The sequence below is a fragment of the Silicimonas algicola genome, from assembly GCF_003970735.1.
Classification (GTDB): domain Bacteria; phylum Pseudomonadota; class Alphaproteobacteria; order Rhodobacterales; family Rhodobacteraceae; genus Silicimonas; species Silicimonas algicola.
This window is the reverse complement of record NZ_CP034588.1, coordinates 589,434-610,157: the sequence shown is the minus strand read 5'-3', so window position 1 is coordinate 610,157 and position 20,724 is coordinate 589,434. Positions and strand designations below refer to the sequence as shown.

The 20,724-nt window shown below is 65.4% G+C and carries 23 protein-coding genes and 1 pseudogene; 14 read left to right on the top strand and 10 right to left on the bottom strand.

All coding sequences use genetic code 11. The features are described from left to right. Positions 1-7: 7 nt before the first annotated feature. From EF888_RS03055 to EF888_RS03040, 4 genes are all read left to right on the top strand, one after another. Positions 8-607 carry a DUF1285 domain-containing protein gene (locus tag EF888_RS03055; protein WP_109757393.1) on the top strand — a complete coding sequence of 200 codons (600 nt, stop codon included), beginning with the start codon at positions 8-10 and terminating at the stop codon, positions 605-607. Further along, positions 604-1,383 (top strand): hydroxypyruvate isomerase family protein, encoded by a 780-nt coding sequence (locus EF888_RS03050; RefSeq protein WP_164721558.1) that lies wholly within the window; start codon positions 604-606, stop codon positions 1,381-1,383. Before EF888_RS03055 ends, EF888_RS03050 begins: the two co-directional genes overlap by 4 nt. A gap of 61 nt (positions 1,384-1,444) precedes the next feature. Continuing rightward, on the top strand, positions 1,445-1,822 hold the full coding sequence (locus EF888_RS03045; protein WP_109757391.1) for a VOC family protein: 378 nt from the start codon (positions 1,445-1,447) through the stop codon (positions 1,820-1,822). Between the two features lie 4 nt (positions 1,823-1,826). Continuing rightward, positions 1,827-2,531: a helix-turn-helix transcriptional regulator gene (locus EF888_RS03040; RefSeq protein WP_109757390.1), complete on the top strand. Its 705-nt coding sequence runs from the start codon at positions 1,827-1,829 to the stop codon at positions 2,529-2,531. Here the strand turns inward: EF888_RS03040 and EF888_RS03035 are convergent, their stop codons facing one another. The 9 genes from EF888_RS03035 to coxB all read right to left on the bottom strand — a co-directional run bounded on the left by EF888_RS03035 (position 2,532) and on the right by coxB (position 9,987). Continuing rightward, the gene (locus tag EF888_RS03035; protein WP_109757389.1) at positions 2,532-3,113 is read right to left on the bottom strand and encodes a GNAT family N-acetyltransferase; all 582 of its coding nucleotides are present in this window, start codon (positions 3,111-3,113) and stop codon (positions 2,532-2,534) included. It abuts the gene before it with no gap. Then, the gene (locus EF888_RS03030) at positions 3,113-4,375 is read right to left on the bottom strand and encodes a M16 family metallopeptidase (protein WP_109757388.1); all 1,263 of its coding nucleotides are present in this window, start codon (positions 4,373-4,375) and stop codon (positions 3,113-3,115) included. The genes EF888_RS03035 and EF888_RS03030 overlap by 1 nt, the downstream gene beginning before the upstream one ends. Next, positions 4,372-5,763 (bottom strand): threonine synthase, encoded by a 1,392-nt coding sequence (gene thrC / locus EF888_RS03025; protein WP_109757387.1) that lies wholly within the window; start codon positions 5,761-5,763, stop codon positions 4,372-4,374. The genes EF888_RS03030 and thrC overlap by 4 nt, the downstream gene beginning before the upstream one ends. A 9-nt stretch (positions 5,764-5,772) precedes the next feature. Then, the gene (locus EF888_RS03020) at positions 5,773-6,450 is read right to left on the bottom strand and encodes an SURF1 family protein (protein ID WP_109757386.1); all 678 of its coding nucleotides are present in this window, start codon (positions 6,448-6,450) and stop codon (positions 5,773-5,775) included. A gap of 94 nt (positions 6,451-6,544) precedes the next feature. Further along, positions 6,545-7,372 carry a cytochrome c oxidase subunit 3 gene (locus EF888_RS03015; RefSeq protein ID WP_109757385.1) on the bottom strand — a complete coding sequence of 276 codons (828 nt, stop codon included), beginning with the start codon at positions 7,370-7,372 and terminating at the stop codon, positions 6,545-6,547. A gap of 22 nt (positions 7,373-7,394) precedes the next feature. Then, a complete protein-coding gene (locus EF888_RS03010; protein ID WP_109757384.1) occupies positions 7,395-7,985 on the bottom strand; it encodes a cytochrome c oxidase assembly protein in 591 nt (196 codons plus the stop codon). Next, the gene (locus tag EF888_RS03005) at positions 7,982-8,167 is read right to left on the bottom strand and encodes a hypothetical protein (protein WP_109757383.1); all 186 of its coding nucleotides are present in this window, start codon (positions 8,165-8,167) and stop codon (positions 7,982-7,984) included. The genes EF888_RS03010 and EF888_RS03005 overlap by 4 nt, the downstream gene beginning before the upstream one ends. Beyond that, positions 8,167-9,090 (bottom strand): heme o synthase, encoded by a 924-nt coding sequence (gene cyoE, locus EF888_RS03000; RefSeq protein WP_109757382.1) that lies wholly within the window; start codon positions 9,088-9,090, stop codon positions 8,167-8,169. Before cyoE ends, EF888_RS03005 begins: the two co-directional genes overlap by 1 nt. 3 nt (positions 9,091-9,093) lie before the next feature. Then, entirely contained in the window at positions 9,094-9,987 is an 894-nt protein-coding gene (gene coxB / locus EF888_RS02995; RefSeq protein ID WP_109757381.1) for a cytochrome c oxidase subunit II, read from the bottom strand. Between the two features lie 159 nt (positions 9,988-10,146). On the opposite strand from coxB, the gene tldD reads away from it, so the two are divergent. The 4 genes from tldD (at position 10,147) to EF888_RS21660 (ending at position 13,277) form a co-directional block, all read left to right on the top strand. Beyond that, complete coding sequence (gene tldD / locus EF888_RS02990) at positions 10,147-11,574, top strand: metalloprotease TldD (protein ID WP_109757931.1); 1,428 nt, start codon at positions 10,147-10,149, stop codon at positions 11,572-11,574. Positions 11,575-11,588: 14 nt separating this feature from the next. Then, positions 11,589-12,047, top strand: coding sequence for a hypothetical protein (locus tag EF888_RS02985; RefSeq protein WP_126918480.1), 459 nt, complete (start codon positions 11,589-11,591; stop codon positions 12,045-12,047). Between the two features lie 299 nt (positions 12,048-12,346). After that, positions 12,347-12,724, top strand: coding sequence for a hypothetical protein (locus EF888_RS02980; protein WP_126918479.1), 378 nt, complete (start codon positions 12,347-12,349; stop codon positions 12,722-12,724). A gap of 337 nt (positions 12,725-13,061) precedes the next feature. Beyond that, positions 13,062-13,277: a hypothetical protein gene (locus EF888_RS21660; RefSeq protein WP_109757377.1), complete on the top strand. Its 216-nt coding sequence runs from the start codon at positions 13,062-13,064 to the stop codon at positions 13,275-13,277. A gap of 167 nt (positions 13,278-13,444) precedes the next feature. On the opposite strand, the gene EF888_RS02975 is transcribed toward EF888_RS21660, so the two are convergent. Beyond that, on the bottom strand, positions 13,445-13,966 hold the full coding sequence (locus EF888_RS02975) for a hypothetical protein (protein WP_146202975.1): 522 nt from the start codon (positions 13,964-13,966) through the stop codon (positions 13,445-13,447). Between the two features lie 157 nt (positions 13,967-14,123). On the opposite strand from EF888_RS02975, the gene EF888_RS02970 reads away from it, so the two are divergent. From EF888_RS02970 to EF888_RS02945, 6 genes and pseudogenes are all read left to right on the top strand, one after another. Then, positions 14,124-14,591, top strand: a complete 468-nt coding sequence (locus EF888_RS02970; RefSeq protein WP_109757376.1) for a GNAT family N-acetyltransferase — start codon at positions 14,124-14,126, stop codon at positions 14,589-14,591. A gap of 169 nt (positions 14,592-14,760) precedes the next feature. Then, positions 14,761-15,902, top strand: a pseudogene (gene dprA / locus EF888_RS02965) (DNA-processing protein DprA). 107 nt (positions 15,903-16,009) lie between these two features. Further along, the gene (topA, locus tag EF888_RS02960; RefSeq protein WP_109757375.1) at positions 16,010-18,544 is read left to right on the top strand and encodes a type I DNA topoisomerase; all 2,535 of its coding nucleotides are present in this window, start codon (positions 16,010-16,012) and stop codon (positions 18,542-18,544) included. Positions 18,545-18,659: 115 nt separating this feature from the next. Beyond that, complete coding sequence (locus EF888_RS02955; RefSeq protein ID WP_109757374.1) at positions 18,660-19,211, top strand: L,D-transpeptidase; 552 nt, start codon at positions 18,660-18,662, stop codon at positions 19,209-19,211. Positions 19,212-19,302: 91 nt separating this feature from the next. Continuing rightward, on the top strand, positions 19,303-20,007 hold the full coding sequence (locus tag EF888_RS02950) for a CoA transferase subunit A (RefSeq protein WP_109757373.1): 705 nt from the start codon (positions 19,303-19,305) through the stop codon (positions 20,005-20,007). 3 nt (positions 20,008-20,010) lie between these two features. Then, complete coding sequence (locus tag EF888_RS02945; RefSeq protein WP_109757372.1) at positions 20,011-20,649, top strand: 3-oxoacid CoA-transferase subunit B; 639 nt, start codon at positions 20,011-20,013, stop codon at positions 20,647-20,649. The last annotated feature ends 75 nt before the right edge of the window (positions 20,650-20,724 follow it).

Here is a 20,724-nt window from a genome sequence, read left to right as displayed (position 1 = left end):
GGCACAAATGACAAAAGCGGATGACGCTCAAAACCCCGTGATGCCAAGCGCGGAAGGACTGGCGAAAAGCGCTCGTGCCGCTTCTTCGCGCGGTTTGCCGCCGGTCCATCTGTGGGATCCCCCCGACTGCGGCGATCTCGACATGAGGATCGCCCGCGACGGGACGTGGTTCTACATGGGTACGCCCATTGGCCGACCCGAACTCGTGCGCCTCTTCTCGACGATTCTCCGCAAGGACGACGACCGCTACGTCCTCGTCACTCCGGTCGAGAAGGTCGGCATTACCGTCGATGACGCGCCCTTCGTGGCGGTCGACTTCCGTGTCGCGGGAAAAGGGCCAGAGCAAACGCTGACCTTCGTGACGAACCTGGGCGACGAGGCCGTGGCTGGGCCTGACCACCCCATCCGCGTCGAGCGCGACCCGGAAACCGGTGAACCCTCGCCCTACATCCTGATCCGGGCCAAGCTCGAGGCGTTGATCGACCGCAAGAGCTTCTACCGCCTCGTCGAGGTCGGCGAACGCGCCGAACACGAGGGGGAACGCTGGTTCGGCGTCCGGTCCTCGGGAGTGTTCTTTCCCATCATCCCGGCAGACGAACTGCCGTGATCCTCTCGGCCAACCTGACCTGGCTCTTCACCGAAGCGCCGCTGATCGAACGTCCCCGTCTGGCTGCCGAAGCGGGCTTCGGTGCCGTCGAGATCTTGGCACCCTATGAGGTCGAGGCCGAAGCCATGCGCGCCGCGATCGAGGACGTCGGGCTCACGCTCGACCTCATCAACTCTCCCCGCGAAGAGTTGACCGGATGTGCCGCCATTCCGGGCGAGGAAGCGCGCTTTGCCCGCAGCTTCGACACCGCCGCCAGCTACGCCCGCGCCTCCGGCTGCGGCAAGCTGCACGTGCTGTCGGGCAGGACCGACGCGCCCGAGGCCCGCGCCACCCTCGTCCGCAACCTCTCCCGCGCGGTGACCGAGGCGCCCGACCTCCATCTGACGCTCGAACCGCTCTGTCCCCAGTCGATGCCCGCCTACTACCTTAACGACGTCCACCTCGCCGCCGAGATCGTCCGCGAGATCGGTGCGCCGAACCTCGGCCTTCAGTACGACAGCTTCCACGCCGCGATGATCCACGGCGATGCACGCGCCGTTTGGGACGCGGTCGGCGACATCTCGACCCACGTTCAGATCTCCAGCCCGCCCGGCCGCACGCGGCCCGACGCACAAGTGCTGGATCTTCTCGAGCATATCGTCGCCACCGGCTATTCCGGTGTCGTGGCGGCGGAATACGACCCCGAGGGTCCGACGCACGAAAGCCTTAGCTGGATGGCGCGTGCAGCAGACATCATGGGCGTTGAACTTTTGCCGGACCCCGCGTCATCATCCTGACAGAACCCTGTCAGGAGCCCTGTGCCATGAAGCGTCACCAACCAAGCAAAGGACGCTCACCATGACACAGACTGCTGACAATGCCCTCGTCTGGGGCGAAATCCCGGTCCGCAACCTCGACAGCGCGATGGCCTTCTACGGCTCTGTCTTCGGCTTCGAGATAACCAGGGACGAGACCGGCCCCAACCCGATGGCGATGTTCTCGGACGGACCCGGAGTCGTCTCGGGTCACCTCTATCCCGGTACGCCGCCCGCACCGGGGACGGGTCCGACCTTGCACCTCAACGTGCCCGACACGCTCGAGGCCGCCGCCGAACGCTGCTGGAAGGCTGGCGGCACGCTCAAGTCCGATCCGATCTCGATCCCTCCCGGCCGGTTCCAGTACGCCCTCGATCCCGACGGCAACTCCATCGGCCTCTTCGAGCGCTCGAAAGGCTGACCCGATGCGCCGAGCCGACCGTCTCTTCCGGATCGTCCAGCATCTGAGAGGCGGTCGGCTGACCACGGCGCGCGCGTTGGCCGAGAAGCTCGAGGTCAGCGAGCGCACCATCTATCGCGACATCGCCGACCTCGTGGGCTCCGGCGTTCCCGTCGAAGGCGAGGCGGGCGTGGGCTATGTCATGCGGGAAGGCTTCGACCTTCCGCCGCTGATGTTCACCCGCGAGGAAATCGTCGCCCTCGTCGCAGGCGCTCGACTGATGCAGGCCTGGGGCGGCACCGCGATGGCGCAGGCCGCCGAAGAGGCGTTGGTCAAGATCCAGTCCGTCCTCCCCGAAGACGCCCGGGCCCGCGCGCAGCAGGTTCAGGTCTATGCCTTCCAGATGCCCGTTCTCGATGACGCCACCCGCGCGCGGCTCGACGTGCTTCAGCGCGCCATCGAAGGAACGACGCGGCTCGACTGTGTCTACCGGACCGAGGACGGGACCGAGACGCGCCGCGTCCTGCGGCCGCTCGGCCTCTGGTTCTGGGGCAAGGTCTGGACGCTTGTCGCCTGGTGCGAGTTGCGCAACGATTTCCGCATGTTCCGTGCCGACCGGATCGACATCGCCCAAGCCCTCGACGGCTTCAGGGCCAGTCGCGGTCAAACGCTGCGGGATTTCTATGCCCGCCAGTGCTCCGCTGGCCACGAGCGGCCGACGACGCTCTGATCAGACGTCGACCCGTCCGCGCCGGTCGCCGCGCAGGTTCGCGTAAAGCACATGGTTGCGCCAGCGCCCGTTGATCTGAAGATAGCTTTGCGCGACGCCCTCGTACTTGTAGCCGCACCTCTCCAGCAGCCCGCGCGAGGCTGTGTTCTCGGGCAGGCAGGCGCTTTCGATCCGCGACAGGTCCATGACGGTGAAGGCATGATGGACCACCGCCGTCAGCGCCTCGCGCATGTAACCCTGCCGCGCATAGGGCTCGCCGATCCAGTAGCCGACCGTCCCGGCCTGCGCGGGGCCGCGACGAATGTTGTCCAGCGTGATCGCCCCAAGGACGCCGCCGTCCGTTCGCCGCACTAGGAACAGCGGCAGCGCCGTGCCCTGTGTGATCGAGCGATTGGCCCAGTAGACGCGGTTGATGAACCCCTTGCGGGTCAGGTGATCCGGCGACCACGACGGCTCCCAGACCTGAAGAAAGCGGGAGCTGTCCCGCCTCAGCCCCGACCACGAGCGATAATCCGAGTGCATCGGTGGCCGCAGGATCATCCGCTCGGTGTCGATCCGGACCTTGCCGCGAAGGCGCAGCATCAGGCGGCCAGGCGCTCCGTCAGGTCGCCGACATCGCGCGCCCCCTCGACGGGTCCATAAAGCGCCAGAGCGGCGCGGCGGCTGGTCGCCAACTCCTCGGCCATGCGCCGGGCCGCGGCCGTCGTGACCGCATCGATGCGCTCGACCGTCTCGGCTATGCTCGGCACCCGGTCCCAGATCGACAACTGCCGCGCCAGGCGCTCGGCACGGCTCGACGGGCTCTCAAGGCCCATAAGCAGCCCCGCCTTCAGTTGCGCCCGTGCCCGCGCGATTTCCGCTTCGCTCAGGTCGTCGGCCGAGCGGCGCAATTCTTCGACGGTCAGATCGACGAGATCGCCCAACTCCTCGCCCGACGTGCCGGCATAAATCGTCAGTAGTCCGCTGTCCGAATAGGCGCCCGTCTGCGCGAAGATGGAATAGCACAGACCGCGCTTCTCGCGCGCCTCCTGGAACAGGCGCGAGGACATGCCGCCGCCCATGGCGGTGGCGAAAATCTGCGCGGCATAGACGTCCGAATGACGGTATCCGGGACTGGCGAAGGCCATGGCCACATGCGCCTGCTCGAGCGTCTTCATCACCCGGTGCTCGCCGCCGCCGAAACGGCCCGGCTCGGTCGAGGACGCCGCGACCGGCTGCAGGTGACCGAAGCGCGCCTCGGCCAGCCGCACGATGGCGTCGTGGTCGACAGCGCCCGCACCCGCGACGATCAGGTTGCCCGGCGCATAGCGCTCGCGCACGAACCCCGACAGATCGTCCACACCGAACCCTGAGACGCGCTCGGTCGGCCCGAGGATCGGACGGCCGAGCGGCTGATCGGGAAACGCCGTCTCCTGCAACCAATCGAAGATGATGTCATCCGGCGTGTCGTTGGCCTGCCCGATCTCCTGAAGGATGACGTGCCGCTCCACCTCGATCTCGCGCGGGTCGAACTGAGGGTTCAGCACGATGTCGGACAGGACATCCAGCGCCAGCCCGGTGTCCTCGCCCAGCACCCGCGCGTAATAGGCCGTCATCTCGCGCGAGGTATAGGCGTTGATATAGCCACCCACGTCCTCGATGGCCTCGGCGATCTGAAGCGCGCTGCGCGTCGTCGTGCCCTTGAAGGCCATGTGCTCGAGGAAATGCGCGATGCCGTTCTGTTCCAGCCGCTCGTGGCGGCCGCCCGCCGCCACCCAGACCCCGATGGAGGCCGAGGCGAGGCTCGGCATGTACTCCGTCACGACGCGGACGCCATTCGGCAGGCGATGAAGCTCGACCGTCACTTTGCGCGCAACTCCCTGATGGCGGACTGGATTGCGGACAGGTCGTTGCCGACCCGCGCCATCCGTTCCGGTCGGTCATACAGATCGGCCATGCGGTTTGGAAGGGGCGGCCGAATTCCCGTGGCCGCCTCGACCGCATCGGGAAACTTCGCCGGATGCGCCGTCGCCAGAGCCACCATCGGCACGCTGAGATCGAGATGCGTGCGCGCCACGTCGATGCCCACGGCCGTGTGCGGACAGACCAGCTCGCCGCTCTCGGCCAGCGTGTTCGCGATCTCCTCGGCGGTCTCCTCCTCACCCACGCTGTCGGCGTCGAAGTGCGCCCGGATCTCTGCCAGAGCCCCCTCGGGCAACGAGAACCCGCCCGACTGCTTCAGTCCCGACATCAGCCGCGCCACGGCCGCCCCGTCGCGACCAAGCGCGTCGAACAGAAGCCGCTCGAAGTTGGACGACACCTGGATATCCATCGACGGGCTGATCGTCGGATGCACCTCGCCCGTTTCATAGCGGCCCTCGTTCACGGCGCTGCACAGGATATCGTTGCGGTTGGTGGCGATCACCAGCCGCTCGACCGGCAGACCCATCCGCTTGGCGATGAAGCCCGCGTAGATATCGCCGAAATTGCCGGTGGGAACCGAGAAACTCAGCTTCCGTGTCGCATCGCCGAGCGCCGCCCCGGCCCACCAGTAGTAGACGACCTGCGCCAGCACCCGCGCCCAGTTGATCGAGTTCACCGCCGCCAGCCGCACCTCGTCACGGAATCCGTGGTCGGCGAACATGTCCTTCAGGTGCCTCTGGCAATCGTCGAATGTTCCCTCGACCGCCAGGGCGTGGACGTTCGCCTCGTCCGGCGTCGTCATCTGGCGGCGCTGAACCTCGGACACCCGCCCATGCGGGTAAAGGATGCAGACGCCGACGTTGTCCAGACCCCGGAAGGCCTCGATGGCGGCCGAGCCGGTGTCGCCACTGGTGGCCCCCACGATCGTGATCCGCTCGCCCCGACGTGTCAGCACCGACTGGAACATCTGGCCGATGACCTGCATCGCGAAGTCCTTGAACGCCAGCGTCGGCCCGTGGAACAGCTCCATCAGCCACAGCCCCCGGTCGAGCTGCTTCAGGGGCGCGCGCGCCGCGTGGCCGAACTCGCCGTAAGCGCGCGCCACGATGTCCGACAGCTCGTCCTCGTCGAAGGTGTCGCCGACGAAGGGCCGCATCACCTCGACCGCAAGCGTCTCGTAGTCCATCGCATGCATCCGGGCGATGGTCTCGGGCGAAAGCACGGGCACCGTCTCGGGCACGTAGAGGCCGCCGTCGGGCGCAAGGCCGGTCAGCATCGTGTCCTCGAAGGACAGTGCCGGGGACTGACCCCGGGTCGAGACATAGCGCATGGGTCTTCCTCAATCCGTCCGGCGGTGGATACGCCACAGAAGGAACGCTGTCATCCCCGCCCAGACCAGGGCCAGCCCGAACCACTGGACCGCATAACCCAGATGATCGTTCGAAATGCCCGTCGTCGTCACGGGCAGCGGGGTGGCACGCGCGTCGGCTCCCGTCACGGTGCGCGCAACCACCAGCACCGGCTCGGTGCCGAGGGCGGCGGCGATCCCGTCGACGTTCCGCGCGTACCAGATGCCGGTCGCCTCTTCGGCGTCGGGCGTGAACCCGTCCGTTTCGGCCGGCCATTGCAGGTTGCCGGTGACCGTCATGGACGTGGCCGGTCGCTCGATCTCTGCCTCCGAGGTCCGTATGAAACCCTCGTCCACGAGGATGCGCCGTCCGCCGTCCGTCTCGAAGGCCGAGAGCAGGCGGAAGCCCGGTCCGGTCTCCGGCGTCGAGGTGACGACATAGACCTCATCGCCCGTGGTGCGGCCCTTGGTCCGAACCGGCAGAAAGCGGTCGGCCTCCCGGTCCGGCACCTCGGGCAAGGCCACGGCGGGCGCGTCGATGCGCCCCTCGATCTCCGCGATCAGGCCTTCCTTCCACTCCAGCCGCCGCAACTGCCAGAACCCCAGCGACATGAGGATGGCGAAGCCCACGACGCCGAAGACCAGCGGCACGAGTATCCGACGCATCATCCTGGCCTCCTCTCGGTCATCCGTTCCTCGCTATCGACGCAAAAGGCGCGGGAGTGTCCCCGCGCCTTTGCAATGCCTTGTCGCAGGGTTCGGCTTACGCTCCGCCCCAGATGTAGACGGCTGCGAAGAGGAACAGCCAGACCACGTCGACGAAGTGCCAGTACCAGGCCGCCGCCTCGAAGCCGACGTGCTTCTCCGGCGTGAAGTGACCGGCGCGCAGGCGCAGGTAGCACACGAAGAGGAAAATGGTCCCGATGATGACGTGGAAGCCGTGGAAGCCCGTCGCCATGAAGAAGGTCGCGCCGTAGATGTTGCCCGAGAACCCGAAGGCCGCGTGGCTGTACTCATAGGCCTGGAAGACCGTGAAGATCAGGCCGAGGAGAACGGCGACGATCAGGCCGGTCGCCGTGTCCTTGCGGTTGTTCTCGTGCGCCAGCGCGTGGTGCGCCCAGGTGCAGGCGGCCCCCGAACAGAGCAGGATCAGCGTGTTGATCAGCGGCAGGTGCCAGGGATCGAAGGTCTCGATCCCGACAGGCGGCCAGACGCCGTCGACGATCGGGCTCATGCCGTCCGGGTCCATCGGGTAGATCGCGTTCTTGAAGAACGCCCAGAACCAGGCCGAGAAGAACATGACCTCGGACATGATGAACATGATGAAGCCGTAGCGCAGCCCAAGGCGGACGACGGGCGTATGGTCGCCCACGTTCGACTCGTGAACCACCTCGGACCACCAGGCATACATGACGTAGAGGACGCCGACTGTGCCGACGATGAAGACGTAGGGCTGCTTGATGCTTTCCGGTGTCCTTTCGCCGAAGGCCAGGACGAAACCGAGCAGCATCGTGAAACCGCTGAGCGCGCCCGCGAAGGGCCAGATCGAGGGCGGCAGGATGTGATAGTCGTGGTTCTTTTCATGCGCCATGTCGGTCGTTTCCTCGGGCGTTCTAGTTGAGGTCGGTCGTGCCGTCGTCCGTCACCAGCGCTGCCTGCTCGGGCACATAGCCTTCGGGCAGGTCGGTCTCGTGAAAGGTGTAGGACAGCGTGATGGTTCGGACATGCCGTGCATCGGGATCGTCGACGATCTCGGGCTCGACGAAGAAGCTGACGGGCATCTGCACGCGCTCGCCGGGCATCAGGATCTGCTCCTCGAAGCAGAAGCACGCGATCTTCGAGAAATAGGCCCCCGCCGAGAACGGCGCGACGTTGTAGCTGGCCGTGCCTGCAATCGGACGGTCGGTCGGGTTGTATGCCTCGTAGAAGGCCAGGCCCTCCTCGCCGATCTTCAGCGTCATCTGGCGCTGCGCGGGCTTGAACTCCCACGGAAAGCCGCGATCCTGCGAGGCGTCGAAGCGGACGGTGATGTCCTGATCTAGCGCGGTCTCGGGTGCCGCCTCGGCGACATCGGTGGCGCCGCCCCAGCCGGTGACCTGGCAGAACAGCCGATAGGCCGGGACAGACGCCCAGGCCAGCGATCCCATCAGGACCACGACGCCGGCGAGGCGCAGCACGGTCTTCCGATTGCGATCCACGCTCATTGCGTCGGAGCCTCCATCTCGGGACGGACCTGATGATCGAAACCCTGCATCGGGTCGCCGCGCGTGACCTTGACGACGGTCAGCCCGAAGACCAGCGCCACCAGCGCCACGAGAGTCAGGCCGACGCCCAGGTTCCGGCTGAAGCGCCGTCGGTGAAGCTCGTGTGTCGCTTTCAGCGCCATCACATGATCCCCCGCAGCGCCGCATCGGCGAGAAGCGCGCCGAAGTGCAGGAAAAGGTAGGCCAGCGAAAGCTTGAAGAAACGCTTCTCGGTGCCGTAGCTGTCCGCCTCGGCCGCGGGCTCACCGCGCCCCGCAATGTCGAGAGCGCCTTTGACGAACATCACGTTCAGCAGCACGGCGGCCGCCAGCGTGACCGGCCCGCCGACCGAACTGAACGCGAGGCCAAAGGCCACGGGCGCAAGAAGCACCGTGTAGACAAGGACGTATTTCCGCGTCACGCGGCGCCCATGCGTCACGGTCAGCATCGGCACGCCGGCGTCGTCGTAGTCGGACCGCATGAACAGCGCCAGCGCCCAGAAGTGCGGCGGCGTCCACATGAAGATCAGCGCGAACATCAGCACGCTCTCGACCGACACGCCCCCCGTCGCGGCCGCCCAGCCGATCATCGGAGGGAAGGCCCCGGCGGCGCCGCCGATGACGATGTTCTGCGGCGTCGAGCGCTTGAGCCACATGGTGTAGACGACGGCGTAGAAGAAGATCGTGAACGCCAGAAGGCCCGCGGCGACCAGGTTCGTCGCCAGCGCCAGCATGACCACCGACAGGCCCGACAGGGCCACGCCGATCGCCAGCGCCTCGCCCGGCTCGACCCGTCCGCTCGGGATCGGACGCCGTCGCGTGCGCCGCATGACCCCGTCGATGTCGGCGTCGTACCACATGTTCAGCGCGCCCGAGGCCCCGGCGCCAAGCGCGATGAACAGGATCGCCGCGAAGGCCTCTACCGGGTGCAGCGACACCGGCGCGACCAGAAGCCCGACCAGCGCAGTGAAGACCACGAGCGACATCACCCGTGGCTTCAGTAGCGCGACATAGTCCCCGAAGGTCGGTTCGTACTCGCGTGTGGCGTTGATCGAGGCGTCTGTCATGGCTTACTGGTTCGCCGCCACCTGAAGCGCGCCCGGATCGACGTAGTCGCCCACTTCCTTCACGGCCGCGAGCCAGGCGTCATAGTCAGCCTGCGACACGGCCTTCACCGTGATCGGCATGTAGGCGTGGCTCAGGCCGCAAAGCTCCGAGCACTGGCCGAAGTAGATGCCTTCCATCCCCTCCGAGACCTCGAACCACAGTTGCGCCAGTCGACCCGGCACGCCGTCCTGCTTCACGCCGAAGGCCGGCATCGCCCAGGAGTGGATGACGTCGTCCGCCGTCACCTGCACGACCACCACCTTGCCGGTCGGAACGACGAGCGCGGTGTCGGTCGCCAGCAGGAACTGCTGGTCCGTGTACCCTGCGGCGGCAAGCTGCTCGGACACTTCGGGGGTCAGGTAGTTGCCCGCGTCGGAGCCAATCATGAACATGTCATAGCCGATGCCCTCGTCGGGATATTCGTGCGTCCAGTACCACTGGTGGCCCGTCGCCTTCACCAGCACCTCGGCCTCCGGGATCTCCTGCTGATTGAACAGCGCCGGCAGCGAGAAGGCCCCGATGAAGACCAGGATGACGATCGGGATCACCGTCCAGGCGACCTCGACCGGAGTGTTGTGGGTGAAGGTCGACGGCGTCGCGTTCCGCCGGCTGTTGTAGCGCAGGATGACGATCGCCAGCAGCGCCACCACGAACAGCGTGATCGCCGTGATGATGATCAGGACCATCCCGTCCAGCCAATGCAGGTCGCGTGCGATCCCGGTCGCGGCGGGCTGGAACCCAATGGCGCCATACTCGGGCTGACCGATGATCCGAAGGGGCTGGGCCGCGTCCTGCGCAGCCGCGGCGCCGCCCGCGAACGTCGCGGCGAGGCCAATGAGAAGGGTCTTGAGACGCATGTGTCTTTCAATCCTGTTCGCGATGGCGTTCGGGCCGGACGGACGTGGTCCCCGGCCCTGTTGTTCTCTGGCGGGACAGAAACCATATTAGGCCCTCAGGAACAAGGCGTGTGATTGCGGCATTCAGCCGCTTTGCCGCCGCCGCAGACGGAGAAGACCTTGGCCGAGACCTCATCCTTCCGCCCCTTCGAGACGCTCCTCGACGAGGCCCGAGCCCTGTCACTTCTGCGCGAGGCGGTCGCCGGCGCGGACGACGGCGAGCTCTTCCTCGAACGCAAGCGGTCCGAGGTCCTGTCCTTCGACGACGGCCGCGTGCGCAACGCCAGCTACAACGCCTCCGAGGGCTTCGGCCTCCGTGCAGTGCGGGGCGAGACGGCAGGTTACGCCCACTCCACCGAGATCAGCGAAAGCGCGCTGCGGCGCGCCGTCGAGACCGCGCGCCTCGCCGTCGGCGATGGCGGCGGGACGCTCGCCGAAGCGCCGCGTGCGACCAATCTCCGCCTCTACGGCGATGCCGACCCGATGGCCGACGCGGGCTTCCCGGTGAAGATCGACACCCTGCGCGAGATCGACGCCTTCGCCCGCGCGCTCGATTCGCGCGTGGTGCAGGTCTCGGCCTCGCTCGGCGCCTCGATCCAGGAGGTCGTGATCCTCCGGCCCGAGGGTCACGCCGTCTCGGACACCCGCCCCATGACGCGGCTCAACGTCAGCGTTATCGTGGAAGAGAACGGCCGCCGCGAATCCGGCTCGTCCGGCTCGGGCGGGCGCTATGGCCTGACAGCCCTCATCGACCCGGCGCACTGGCAGGGTGCCGCGCGCGAGGCGCTGCGGATCGCGCTCGTCAACCTCGAAGCCGTCCCCGCCCCCGCCGGCGTCATGGACGTGGCGCTCGGCCCCGGCTGGCCCGGCATCCTCCTGCATGAAGCCATCGGCCACGGTCTTGAGGGCGACTTCAACCGCAAGAAATCCTCGGCCTTCGCCGGCCTTCTCGGCCAGCAGATCGCCTCGAAAGGCGTCACCGTCCTCGACGACGGCACCATCCCCGACCGCCGCGGCTCGATCACTGTCGACGACGAGGGCACGCCCGGCGCGAAGAACGTGCTGATCGAGGACGGAGTCCTCGTCGGCTACATGCAGGACCGCCAGAACGCGCGCCTCATGGGCGTCGCCCCCACAGGCAACGGCCGCCGCGAAAGCTTCGCCCACACGCCCATGCCCCGCATGACCAACACCTACATGCTGGCTGGCGAGGCAAACCCCGAGGACATCGTGGCCGATGTGAAGGACGGTATCTACGCCGTGGGCTTCGGCGGCGGGCAGGTCGACATCACCAACGGCAAGTTCGTCTTCTCCTGCACCGAGGCCTACCGCGTGAAGGACGGCAAGGTCGGCGCTCCCGTGAAGGGCGCAACCCTGATCGGCGACGGGGCGACCGCGCTGAGGAAGATCCGAGCCGTCGGCAACGACCTCAAGCTCGACCCCGGCGTCGGCAACTGCGGCAAGGCTGGTCAATGGGTGCCCGTGGGCGTCGGCCAGCCGACGCTTTTGATCGGCGGGCTGACGGTCGGAGGTTCGGCGGCGGGATGAAAACGGGAGTCTTCTTGGGTCCGGCATTCCCCAGACATGGCGATCGTCTCCTGGCGTCCGCCGTCACGGGTCTGGGAGTCCCGGCGCTGGCATGGCTGGCCCTCCAGGTGTTCCCGCAAGGCTGCGACCTCCGGGGAGATCCCGAGGTCTACCGCTGGACCTGTCTCCTTCCGGGCCTTCTCATCATGGTTCCCTTGGTCGTCGCCGTTATCCTGCCGCTCGTGATGATCCTGAACCGCAGGCTGGCCCGCCCGTTTCCCGACGGGTGGCTTCCCGCAAGCGTCGCCTTTGGTGTCCTGACGCAACTCGTCCTCACGCTCGGCTTCGCCCTGACTCTCGGCCCGGCCTATCGCGGGGCCTTCCTGTCCGAGGTGCTGACCATCCCGCAGCCCTTCGTCGCGGGTTTTCTGTCCGCGGCGGTATACTCGTTCGCGCTTCACCTGCGCAGACGTTCGTCTCCAGTCATCGACTAGACCCGCCCGCTCTTGACCTGCACCTCACACAGGCGAAACCTGTCCCGATGCTGGCCATCCCTTCCCGTCGACCTCGCGCCCTTTGCCGCCCTCAGAGAGGCCGGCTGGGAAGCAGCGCGCGACGGCCATGTCCCCGCCGCACTCATCCCTGACAGCAAGACCTTGGTCCGCGTGCCAGACCTCTTCATCCGGGCGAACGCCACGCGTGTCCGCTGATCTTGCGCCTTGTTTGCAAGACGTCGCAGGAAAGGGACGCCGAGCCCTTTTCGCGCCTGTCGGCTCCGTCAGCATGGCAGCCCTTGTGGCTCCCGGGCAGCGCTGCGCCTGCGGCGAATGTCGGCTTTGAGCCCATTTTAACAAATGATGCGCCATGCAAGAATGGCGGTTACTATGACCGCAAAACCCATGAGGTCACAATGATGGATGAGAATGCTAAGCAGTATATAGAAATGGAGTTCGTAAATTATTCTTGGGAAAAAGTATTGGAGATCATTGTCGATCAACAGGCCTCTCCCGTCGGTCACAGATTTTTTGAGGGAGACCTGGTGATGCTAGCCAAGACGGATAATCATGGCGGCATCGAAATTGACCTTACCTTCGAGCTTTTGGCGCAGCGAACCACGATTTCGGATCTCATCGATTTTCTCTCTTCACGGCATAGTATCAAATACAATTGATGCTGTTCCGTATTCGCGCATTGGTAGAAAAAATCGGCGTCTAGGGCGATCTTTAATTCAGGGCTTGGGAGGTTTGGGAATTCAAGCAACCGATGACCGCTTCGTCGCTGAGCGAACCCTTCATGGTCTCAGGAGCTTCGCCCATGCAGCGAACGTCGGCTTCGAGCCCCTCTTTGACCGACGCTGCACCACTCACGAACGACCGCTTGCCTGGCCGGCACAATCACCCAGATCATTTTCCAAGTTTTTGGCGATCTTATTTGCGCCTGTTGACTTTGTGTTCCAAAATTGTACTAGGTTCAGAGCTTTCAGATTGACTGCAGGGTTTCTCCGCAAAATGAGCATCTTCGGTTTATATGATGAGGTGGAGCTTTCTACTGACTTCGAGGAAGCTTGCTCCGGTCAGCGTGGCAGAATTATTCACACATTTGATCGCACAGATATGGTCGTGGTTGTAGAATTCTGGAATTCGGAAAAAATTCTTGACGTCCCTATTAACTATCTTCGTATAATCAAGAAGGCGTCCAAGGACGAGGGTGACTTAGATGGTTGAAAGCTCTGGCAGCAAGTAAGGCCCAAGGGCAATGATGTGACCAGCGAAAATTAAACGGAAGACCGCTGAAGGTCAGCTCTGTCCGCATAGCAGACCTTGTGGCCTCTCAGCAACGCCGCACCCGCAGCGAAGGGCGGCTTTGAGGCCAAAAGTGTCTGAAGCTCTGTTCAAGCCCCGTCCTTCGGGAGAAGTAATCTATCGTTAAATGAAATCCAAGCTTTCTTGCCGTAGGAGCAGACAAATATGTGAAGTATCCAACTGTGTGCAACTAACCTTAGTTCGATTGATCTGGCACCCCATTTGTTTTCCTTGAAGGATATCGCTTCGATCTTTTCGGGTCCGATATGGAGACCAATAGGGTCAACTTTTATGCCCTCTTCACTGATTTCAAGTCTCTCGAATCTCAGTGCTGATGAGAGGGAAGCCCAGACAGCCCAAGGGCTTAAGAGCATTGCCAGAGACGTTTTCAGATCGCTCGGCTCTCCCAGCGCAAACACTTTGAGCGCAGCAAGCACGAACCAGAGCGCGGTGACAAGGCCAAATACTGCCAGAACCACCCTAACTCTCTGCCGATATTGGTAGGTCCCTGAGTATGCTTGCAGGAAATCTCTTGGGTTGATGACAGCCTTCGGTGTAGGAGCCACTTTTTGCTCTTTCAGCGGATGGAAGATCGATCTTTGCCAGCCCATTGCGGCTAAACTGTGAAAGGGAGCTTTGTCCGCAGAGGGGACCTTGGCGCGAGCACGCCCCACACTCCCGAAGTGGCATACGATATTCGGACGCCTCCTCTTCTCTCCTCCACGCTCTACCGCTTGACCCCGCAAACGCGTCGTCCAAACTCTCCACATGCTGGCCATCCGCCCCGCCCTTCCCGTCGACCTCGCGCCCCTCGCCGCTCTCTGGGAGGCCGGCTGGCACGAGGCGCACGACGGCCATGTCCCGGAGGCGCTTGCCCGGCTGCGCACGACGACGAGCTTTCGCAAGCGCATCGCGGCGCTGAAGGACGATCTCCGCACAGCCGGACCCAAGGGTGACCCGCGCGGCTTCTGCGCCATCCGGGGCGACGAGATCTACCAACTCTACGTCTCGCCCGATGCGCGCGGCACCGGGCTTGCCCGCCGCCTTCTTGCGGACGGCGAGACCCGGCTGGCGGAAAACGGCGTGACGCGCGCCTTCCTCCTCTGCGCCCCGGGCAACCTGGGCGGCGTCCGCTTCTATGAGCGTGCCGGGTGGGAGAGCATGGGCACAAGCCCCGAGACCGTCGACGGCGTCACCTTCGATCTCGTGCGATTCGAGAAGACGCTCACCTCCTGAGACCGGCACTGGAGCTCCAGAGAGGCACCGACGCAATACCGACGCGATACCGATCCTGCCTCGGCCTCGTTCGACCTCCCCAGAAATGGCGAGGGCGGAAAAATTCAACATTAATACGCTGTTAACCGACTCGCACCATAACGATCCTCAGCAAGACGGCGGAGACAGGATGGCCAAGGATTTATCCCCTTCCACCCACCCTCTCACCCCACCCCTCACTGAGGAAGTGTGGCTAGACTGGCTCCGTCTCTTGCGATCACGCCGCGTCGGCGTGACCACCTTCTTCCGCCTCATGGACGAACACGGCAGCGCCGCCCGGGCGCTCGAGGTCCTGCCCTCGGTCGCCGCCACGGCGGGAGTGCCCGACTACCGCCCCTGCGATATGAAGGCGGTCCGCGCCGAATGGCAGGCCGCCCTCCAGGCCGGCGCCACGCCGATCGCCTTCGGCAGCGACGCCTATCCCGCCCTCCTCGGCGAAATCCCCGATCCGCCGCCGATCCTGTGGTGCATCGGGGATCCCTCCCTTCTCCAGCGTCCCATGATCGCCCTCGTCGGCGCGCGCAACGCCTCGTCCGTCGGCACCCGCATGGCGCGCAGGCTCGCCACTGACCTCGGCGCGGCCGGACACGTCGTCGTTTCGGGCCTCGCCCGCGGGATCGACACCGCCGCCCACCTCGCCGCGCTTGACACCGGGACCGTCGCCGTCATGGCGGGCGGCGTCGACGTCGTCTACCCGGCCGAGAACGCCGTTCTGGGGCAGGAAATCCAGGACAAGGGCCTCAGGATCAGCGAAAGCCCGATGTCCCTCGTCGCCCAGGCCCGCCACTTTCCGCGCCGCAACCGCATCGTCTCGGGCCTCGCCCGCGCGGTCATCGTGGTCGAAGCGGCAGCCAAGTCCGGCAGCCTCATCACCGCCGCACCGCGCTCGACCAGGGCCGCGACGTCTTCGCGGTCCCCGGCCACCCCTTCGACCCCCGCGCCTCGGGCTGCAACATGCTGATCCGCGACGGGGCGACGCTGGTGCGCTCGGCGAAGGACGTGCTCGACGCGCTCGAAATCGCCTCCGACACTGGCTTCGAGACCTCCGAAACGCTAGCCGTCCCTTCACCTCGACCTGCCACCGTGACGCGCGAAACGCTCGACCTCCACCAGCGAATCCTCGACCGCCTCGGCCCCAGTCCGGTCGCCGAGGACCAGCTCATCCGCGACCTCAAGGCCCCCGCCCGAAGCGTCTCGCCCGAGATCGTGACGCTCGAACTCGAAGGTCGCGTCCGCCGCGAGCCCGGCGGTCTCCTCGTCCGCGTCTCGTAGAGACGCGCGCGGCAGGGCCCCTGCGGCACCGGGCGGGGCGGATTGACATTCCGGGCCCCGAACCCACATGTTCCGCCGCCAATGCCCCCGGCCCCGAAAGGACCTTCATGCCCGTTGTCGTCGTCGAGTCCCCCGCCAAGGCGAAGACCATCAACAAGTACCTCGGCAAGGACTACACGGTGCTGGCGAGCTATGGTCACGTCCGCGACCTGCCCGCGAAGGACGGTTCGGTCGATCCCGACCAGGGTTTCGAGATGACCTGGGAGGTCGCCGCCGACTCGAAGAAGCACATCAAGGCCATCGCCGACGCGCTGAAGGACGACCCCTCCCTGATCCTCGCCACCGACCCCGACCGCGAGGGCGAGGCGATCTCGTGGCACCTGGAAGAGACGCTGAGGAACCGCAAGGCGCTGAAGAAGGACACGCCCGTCAGCCGAGTCGTGTTCAACGCCATCACCAAGACCGCCGTCACCGAGGCGATGAAGAACCCGCGCCAGGTCGACAAGGATCTCGTCGACGCCTACCTCGCGCGCCGGGCGCTCGACTATCTCGTCGGCTTCAACCTCTCGCCCGTTCTCTGGCGCAAGCTTCCGGGCGCACGCTCGGCGGGACGCGTGCAGTCGGTCTGCCTCCGGATCATCGTCGAGCGCGAGATGGAGATCGAGGCCTTCCAGGCCCGCGAATACTGGAGCGTCACCGCCCTTCTCGCGACGCCCCGGGGACAGGAGTTCGAGGCGCGCCTGACCGTCCTCGGCGGCAAGAAGCTCGACCGTTTCGACATCGCCAACGCAACCGCTGCGGAAATGGCCGTGCAGGCCATCACGTCGCGCGACCTGACGGTCAAGTCGGTCGAGGCCAAGCCCGCCAGCCGCAACCCCTCCGCCCCCTTCATGACCTCGACGCTTCAGCAGGAGGCAAGCCGCAAGTTCGGCTTCGGCGCGCGCCAGACGATGAACGCAGCGCAGCGGCTCTATGAAGCAGGCCATATCACCTACATGCGGACCGACGGCATCGACATGGCGCCCGAGGCGGTCATGGCGGCGCGCGACGCGATCAAGGCGCGCTATGGCGCAGCCTATGTCCCCGACAGCCCGCGCATGTACAAGAACAAGGCCAAGAACGCGCAGGAAGCGCACGAGTGTATCCGCCCGACCGAGATGACGGCGGATGCCGCCGCGCTCAAGTTGACCGACGGCGACCAGCGCAAGCTCTACGACCTGATCTGGAAGCGGACGCTCTCCAGCCAGATGGAAGCCGCGCGGCTCGAGCGGACAACGGTCGACATCGCCAGCGCCGACCAGCAGGTCGAGCTGCGGGCGACGGGCCAGGTCGTCCTCTTCGACGGCTTCCTCAAGATCTACGAGGAAGGCCGTGACGAACCGGAGGACGGCGACGACAAGGTCCTGCCCCAGATCATGCAGGGCGAGACGGCCGCAAAGAAATCCATCACGCCCGAGCAGCATTTCACCCAGCCGCCGCCACGCTACACCGAGGCGACGCTCGTGAAGAAGATGGAGGAGATCGGCATCGGCCGTCCCTCGACCTACGCCTCGATCGTCACCACCATCCAGGAGCGGGGCTATGTCCGGAAGGACAAGAACCGCCTCATCCCCGAGGACAAGGGGCGGCTCGTGACGGCCTTCCTGTCGAACTACTTCCGCAAGTACGTCGGCTACGAATTCACCGCCAACCTCGAAGAGGAACTCGACGACATCACCGCCGGCAGCCGACAATGGACCGAGGTGCTGGCCCGCTTCTGGCGCGACTTCAAGGCGGCGGTCGAAGAGACGGCCGAGCTTCGGATCACCGACGTCCTCGAGAAGATCAACGAGGTGCTGGAACCCCACCTCTTCCCGCCCACCGCCGACGGCAGCGACCCGCGCCTCTGTCCGAATTGCGGACAGGGCCGCCTGTCGATGCGCACCGCACGTTCGGGCGGGGCCTTCATCGGATGCTCGAACTACCCCGAGTGCCGCTACACCCGACCCTTCGGCCCTCCGGGCATGGACGACGGCGACGAGATCGGGCCGGACGGCAAGCTCCTCGGCATGGACGGCGACGACGAGATCCGCGTGATGAAGGGCCGCTTCGGCCCCTACGTCCAGCGCGGGAAGGTCACCGACGAGCAGCCGAAACCGCCGCGCGCAAGCCTGCCCAAGGGTTGGGACGCGGCCGGCATCGACCTCGAGAAGGCGCTGATGCTCCTGTCGCTCCCGCGCGAGGTCGGCCCCCACCCCGAAGACGGCGAGATGATCGAGGCCGGGATCGGGCGCTATGGACCCTACGTCAAGCACGGCAAGCTCTACGCGAACCTCCCCGAGGTCGACGAGGTCTTCTCCATCGGGATGAACCGCGCGGTCGAGGAACTGGCGAAGAAAGTCGCCTCGCGCGGCGGTCGCGGCGCGGCAGTGCCCCCCTTGGCAGAACTGGGCGAACACCCCGAAAAGGGCGGCATCGTTCAGGTGATGAGCGGGCGGTATGGGCCCTATGTAAAATGGGGCAAGGTCAACGCCACGCTTCCCAAGGAAACCGATCCGCAAGCGGTCGACATGGACCTCGCCGTGAAGCTGATCGCCGAGCGTGAGGACAAGGGCGGCGGCAAGAAGAAGGCCGCACCGCGGAAGAAGAAAGCGGCGGGTTGAGGCCTGCGGGCCTCACATATCTGGAATGACGAATATGTTACTGGTGCGCGCGGAGGGGGTCTGAAAGGGTCCGGCCACGACCGAAACCCGCAGCAAGACCAAGAAGGCAGTTCGTATGTCCAAGACCCCTTTCCTCTCCCGCCGCAGCTTTGTCGCGTCCACCGCCGCGGCCCTCTCCGCACCCTCGATCCTCCGCGCGCAGGAGACGATCCACAACATCTCCAGCTTCCGCCGACAGGACTGGCGCGATCACTTCGAGACCCTTGGCGTCGCCACCGTCGTGGCCGACACGAGTTCACGCGCCCTGCACTTCTGGAACGCCGACGATACCGACTATCGCGTTTTTCCGACCTCGGTTCCGAGAACCGACGAGCTGACTAAGCGCGGCTATACCCAGGTCGTTCGCAAGAAGATCGGGCCAAGCTGGACACCGACGCCTTCGCAGATAGAACGCGATCCGGAATTGAAACCGATTGCCGCTGGCCCCGACAACCCGCTCGGCACCCACGCCATGTACCTCGACTGGCCGGCCTACATCATCCACGGCACCCACGACACGCGCAAGATCGGCCGCCGCTCGTCGGATGGTTGCATCGGTCTCTACAACCCGTCGATCGAGGAGCTTTTCGCGCTCTGTCCGGTCGGGACGCAAGTCCGCCTGATCTGACCTTTCCCAACCCCGCTTGCCGCGGTGCGGCGATTGACTTCACCCCGGGCGGACGGCAAACCTGCCCGGGACACGGCGGGGAGATAGCTGCATGAAGAAAGTGTTCGCCAACGCGACCGAGGCGCTCGACGGCCTCCTGCACGACGGGATGCTGATCGCCGCCGGAGGGTTCGGCCTCTGCGGTATCCCCGAGCTTCTGATCGAGGCGATCCGCGAGAGCGGCGTCAAGAATATCTCGGTCGCCTCGAACAACGCGGGCGTCGACGACTTCGGACTCGGCCGCCTGCTCGAGACCCGGCAGATCTCGAAGATGATCTCGTCCTACGTCGGCGAGAACGCGGAATTCATGCGCCAGTACCTCTCGGGCGAACTCGAGCTGGAGTTCAACCCGCAGGGCACGCTGGCCGAGCGGATGCGGGCGGGCGGATGCGGCATCCCCGGCTTCTATACCAAGACCGGCGTCGGCACCGTCATCGCCGAGGGCAAGGACCACAAGGACTTCGACGGCCAGACCTACATCCTCGAGCGCGGCATCGTCGCCGACCTCGCCATCGTGAAGGCTTGGAAGGCCGACACCACCGGCAACGCGATCTTTCGCAAGACGGCCCGCAACTTCAATCCGCCGGCCGCGATGTGCGGCCGCGTCTGCGTGATGGAGGTCGAGGAGATCGTCGAGCCCGGCGCGCTCGACCCCGACGCCATCCACCTGCCCGGCATCTACGTCCATCGCCTGATCCAGGGCGACCACGAGAAACGGATCGAACAGCGCACCCTGCGCAAGCGTGAGGAGGCCTGAGACATGGCGGACGAACTGAAGGGCTGGGACCGCAACCAGATGGCCGAACGGGCCGCGCAGGAACTCGAGGACGGCATGTATGTCAACCTCGGCATCGGCATTCCGACGCTGGTGGCGAACTACGTCGGCGACAAGGACATCACGCTCCAGTCCGAGAACGGGATGCTGGGCATGGGTCCCTTCCCCTATGAAGGCGACGAGGATCCCGACCTCATCAACGCCGGCAAGCAGACCATCACCGAGGTGCCGCGCACGGCCTACTTCGACAGCGCGACCAGCTTCGGCATGATCCGGGGCGGCAAGATCGCGGCCGCCATCCTGGGCGCCATGGAGGTGTCCGAGAAGGGCGACCTGGCGAACTGGATGATCCCCGGCAAGCTCGTGAAGGGCATGGGGGGTGCGATGGACCTCGTTGCGGGCGTGGGCCGCGTGATCGTCGTGATGGACCACACGAACAAGCACGGTGAATCGAAGGTGCTGAAGGAATGCACCCTGCCGCTGACCGGCAAGGGCGTGGTCGACATGATCATCACCAACCTCGGCGTCCTCGAGGTCGGTCGGAAGGGCCTGCACATCGTCGAATGCGCTCCCGGCATAAGCCACGACGAGATCCGCGCGGCAACCGAAGCGACGGTCGTCTGAGACATCCCGACGCTGTCGCGAAGCGATCCACAAAATCGCTTTGCGCACTTATATTGTTGCGGCGGAACTTCATAT

Excerpts from the sequence above, each read along its gene's own strand:
- cyoE (WP_109757382.1), bottom strand. The coding sequence starts at position 9,090 with ATGACAGACGCCTCGATCAACGCCACACGCGAGTACGAACCGACCTTC.
- thrC (WP_109757387.1), bottom strand. The coding sequence starts at position 5,763 with ATGCGCTATGTCTCGACCCGGGGTCAGTCCCCGGCACTGTCCTTCGAG.
- EF888_RS02945 (WP_109757372.1), top strand. The coding sequence starts at position 20,011 with ATGGCGGACGAACTGAAGGGCTGGGACCGCAACCAGATGGCCGAACGG.
- EF888_RS02975 (WP_146202975.1), bottom strand. The coding sequence starts at position 13,966 with ATGGGCTGGCAAAGATCGATCTTCCATCCGCTGAAAGAGCAAAAAGTG.
- EF888_RS02950 (WP_109757373.1), top strand. The coding sequence starts at position 19,303 with ATGAAGAAAGTGTTCGCCAACGCGACCGAGGCGCTCGACGGCCTCCTG.
- EF888_RS03020 (WP_109757386.1), bottom strand. The coding sequence starts at position 6,450 with ATGATGCGTCGGATACTCGTGCCGCTGGTCTTCGGCGTCGTGGGCTTC.
- EF888_RS03040 (WP_109757390.1), top strand. The coding sequence starts at position 1,827 with ATGCGCCGAGCCGACCGTCTCTTCCGGATCGTCCAGCATCTGAGAGGC.
- EF888_RS03045 (WP_109757391.1), top strand. The coding sequence starts at position 1,445 with ATGACACAGACTGCTGACAATGCCCTCGTCTGGGGCGAAATCCCGGTC.
- EF888_RS03035 (WP_109757389.1), bottom strand. The coding sequence starts at position 3,113 with ATGCTGCGCCTTCGCGGCAAGGTCCGGATCGACACCGAGCGGATGATC.
- EF888_RS03010 (WP_109757384.1), bottom strand. The coding sequence starts at position 7,985 with ATGAGCGTGGATCGCAATCGGAAGACCGTGCTGCGCCTCGCCGGCGTC.
- EF888_RS03005 (WP_109757383.1), bottom strand. The coding sequence starts at position 8,167 with ATGGCGCTGAAAGCGACACACGAGCTTCACCGACGGCGCTTCAGCCGG.
- EF888_RS02955 (WP_109757374.1), top strand. The coding sequence starts at position 18,660 with ATGTCCAAGACCCCTTTCCTCTCCCGCCGCAGCTTTGTCGCGTCCACC.
- topA (WP_109757375.1), top strand. The coding sequence starts at position 16,010 with ATGCCCGTTGTCGTCGTCGAGTCCCCCGCCAAGGCGAAGACCATCAAC.
- EF888_RS21660 (WP_109757377.1), top strand. The coding sequence starts at position 13,062 with ATGAGCATCTTCGGTTTATATGATGAGGTGGAGCTTTCTACTGACTTC.
- coxB (WP_109757381.1), bottom strand. The coding sequence starts at position 9,987 with ATGCGTCTCAAGACCCTTCTCATTGGCCTCGCCGCGACGTTCGCGGGC.
- EF888_RS02970 (WP_109757376.1), top strand. The coding sequence starts at position 14,124 with ATGCTGGCCATCCGCCCCGCCCTTCCCGTCGACCTCGCGCCCCTCGCC.
- EF888_RS03055 (WP_109757393.1), top strand. The coding sequence starts at position 8 with ATGACAAAAGCGGATGACGCTCAAAACCCCGTGATGCCAAGCGCGGAA.
- EF888_RS03015 (WP_109757385.1), bottom strand. The coding sequence starts at position 7,372 with ATGGCGCATGAAAAGAACCACGACTATCACATCCTGCCGCCCTCGATC.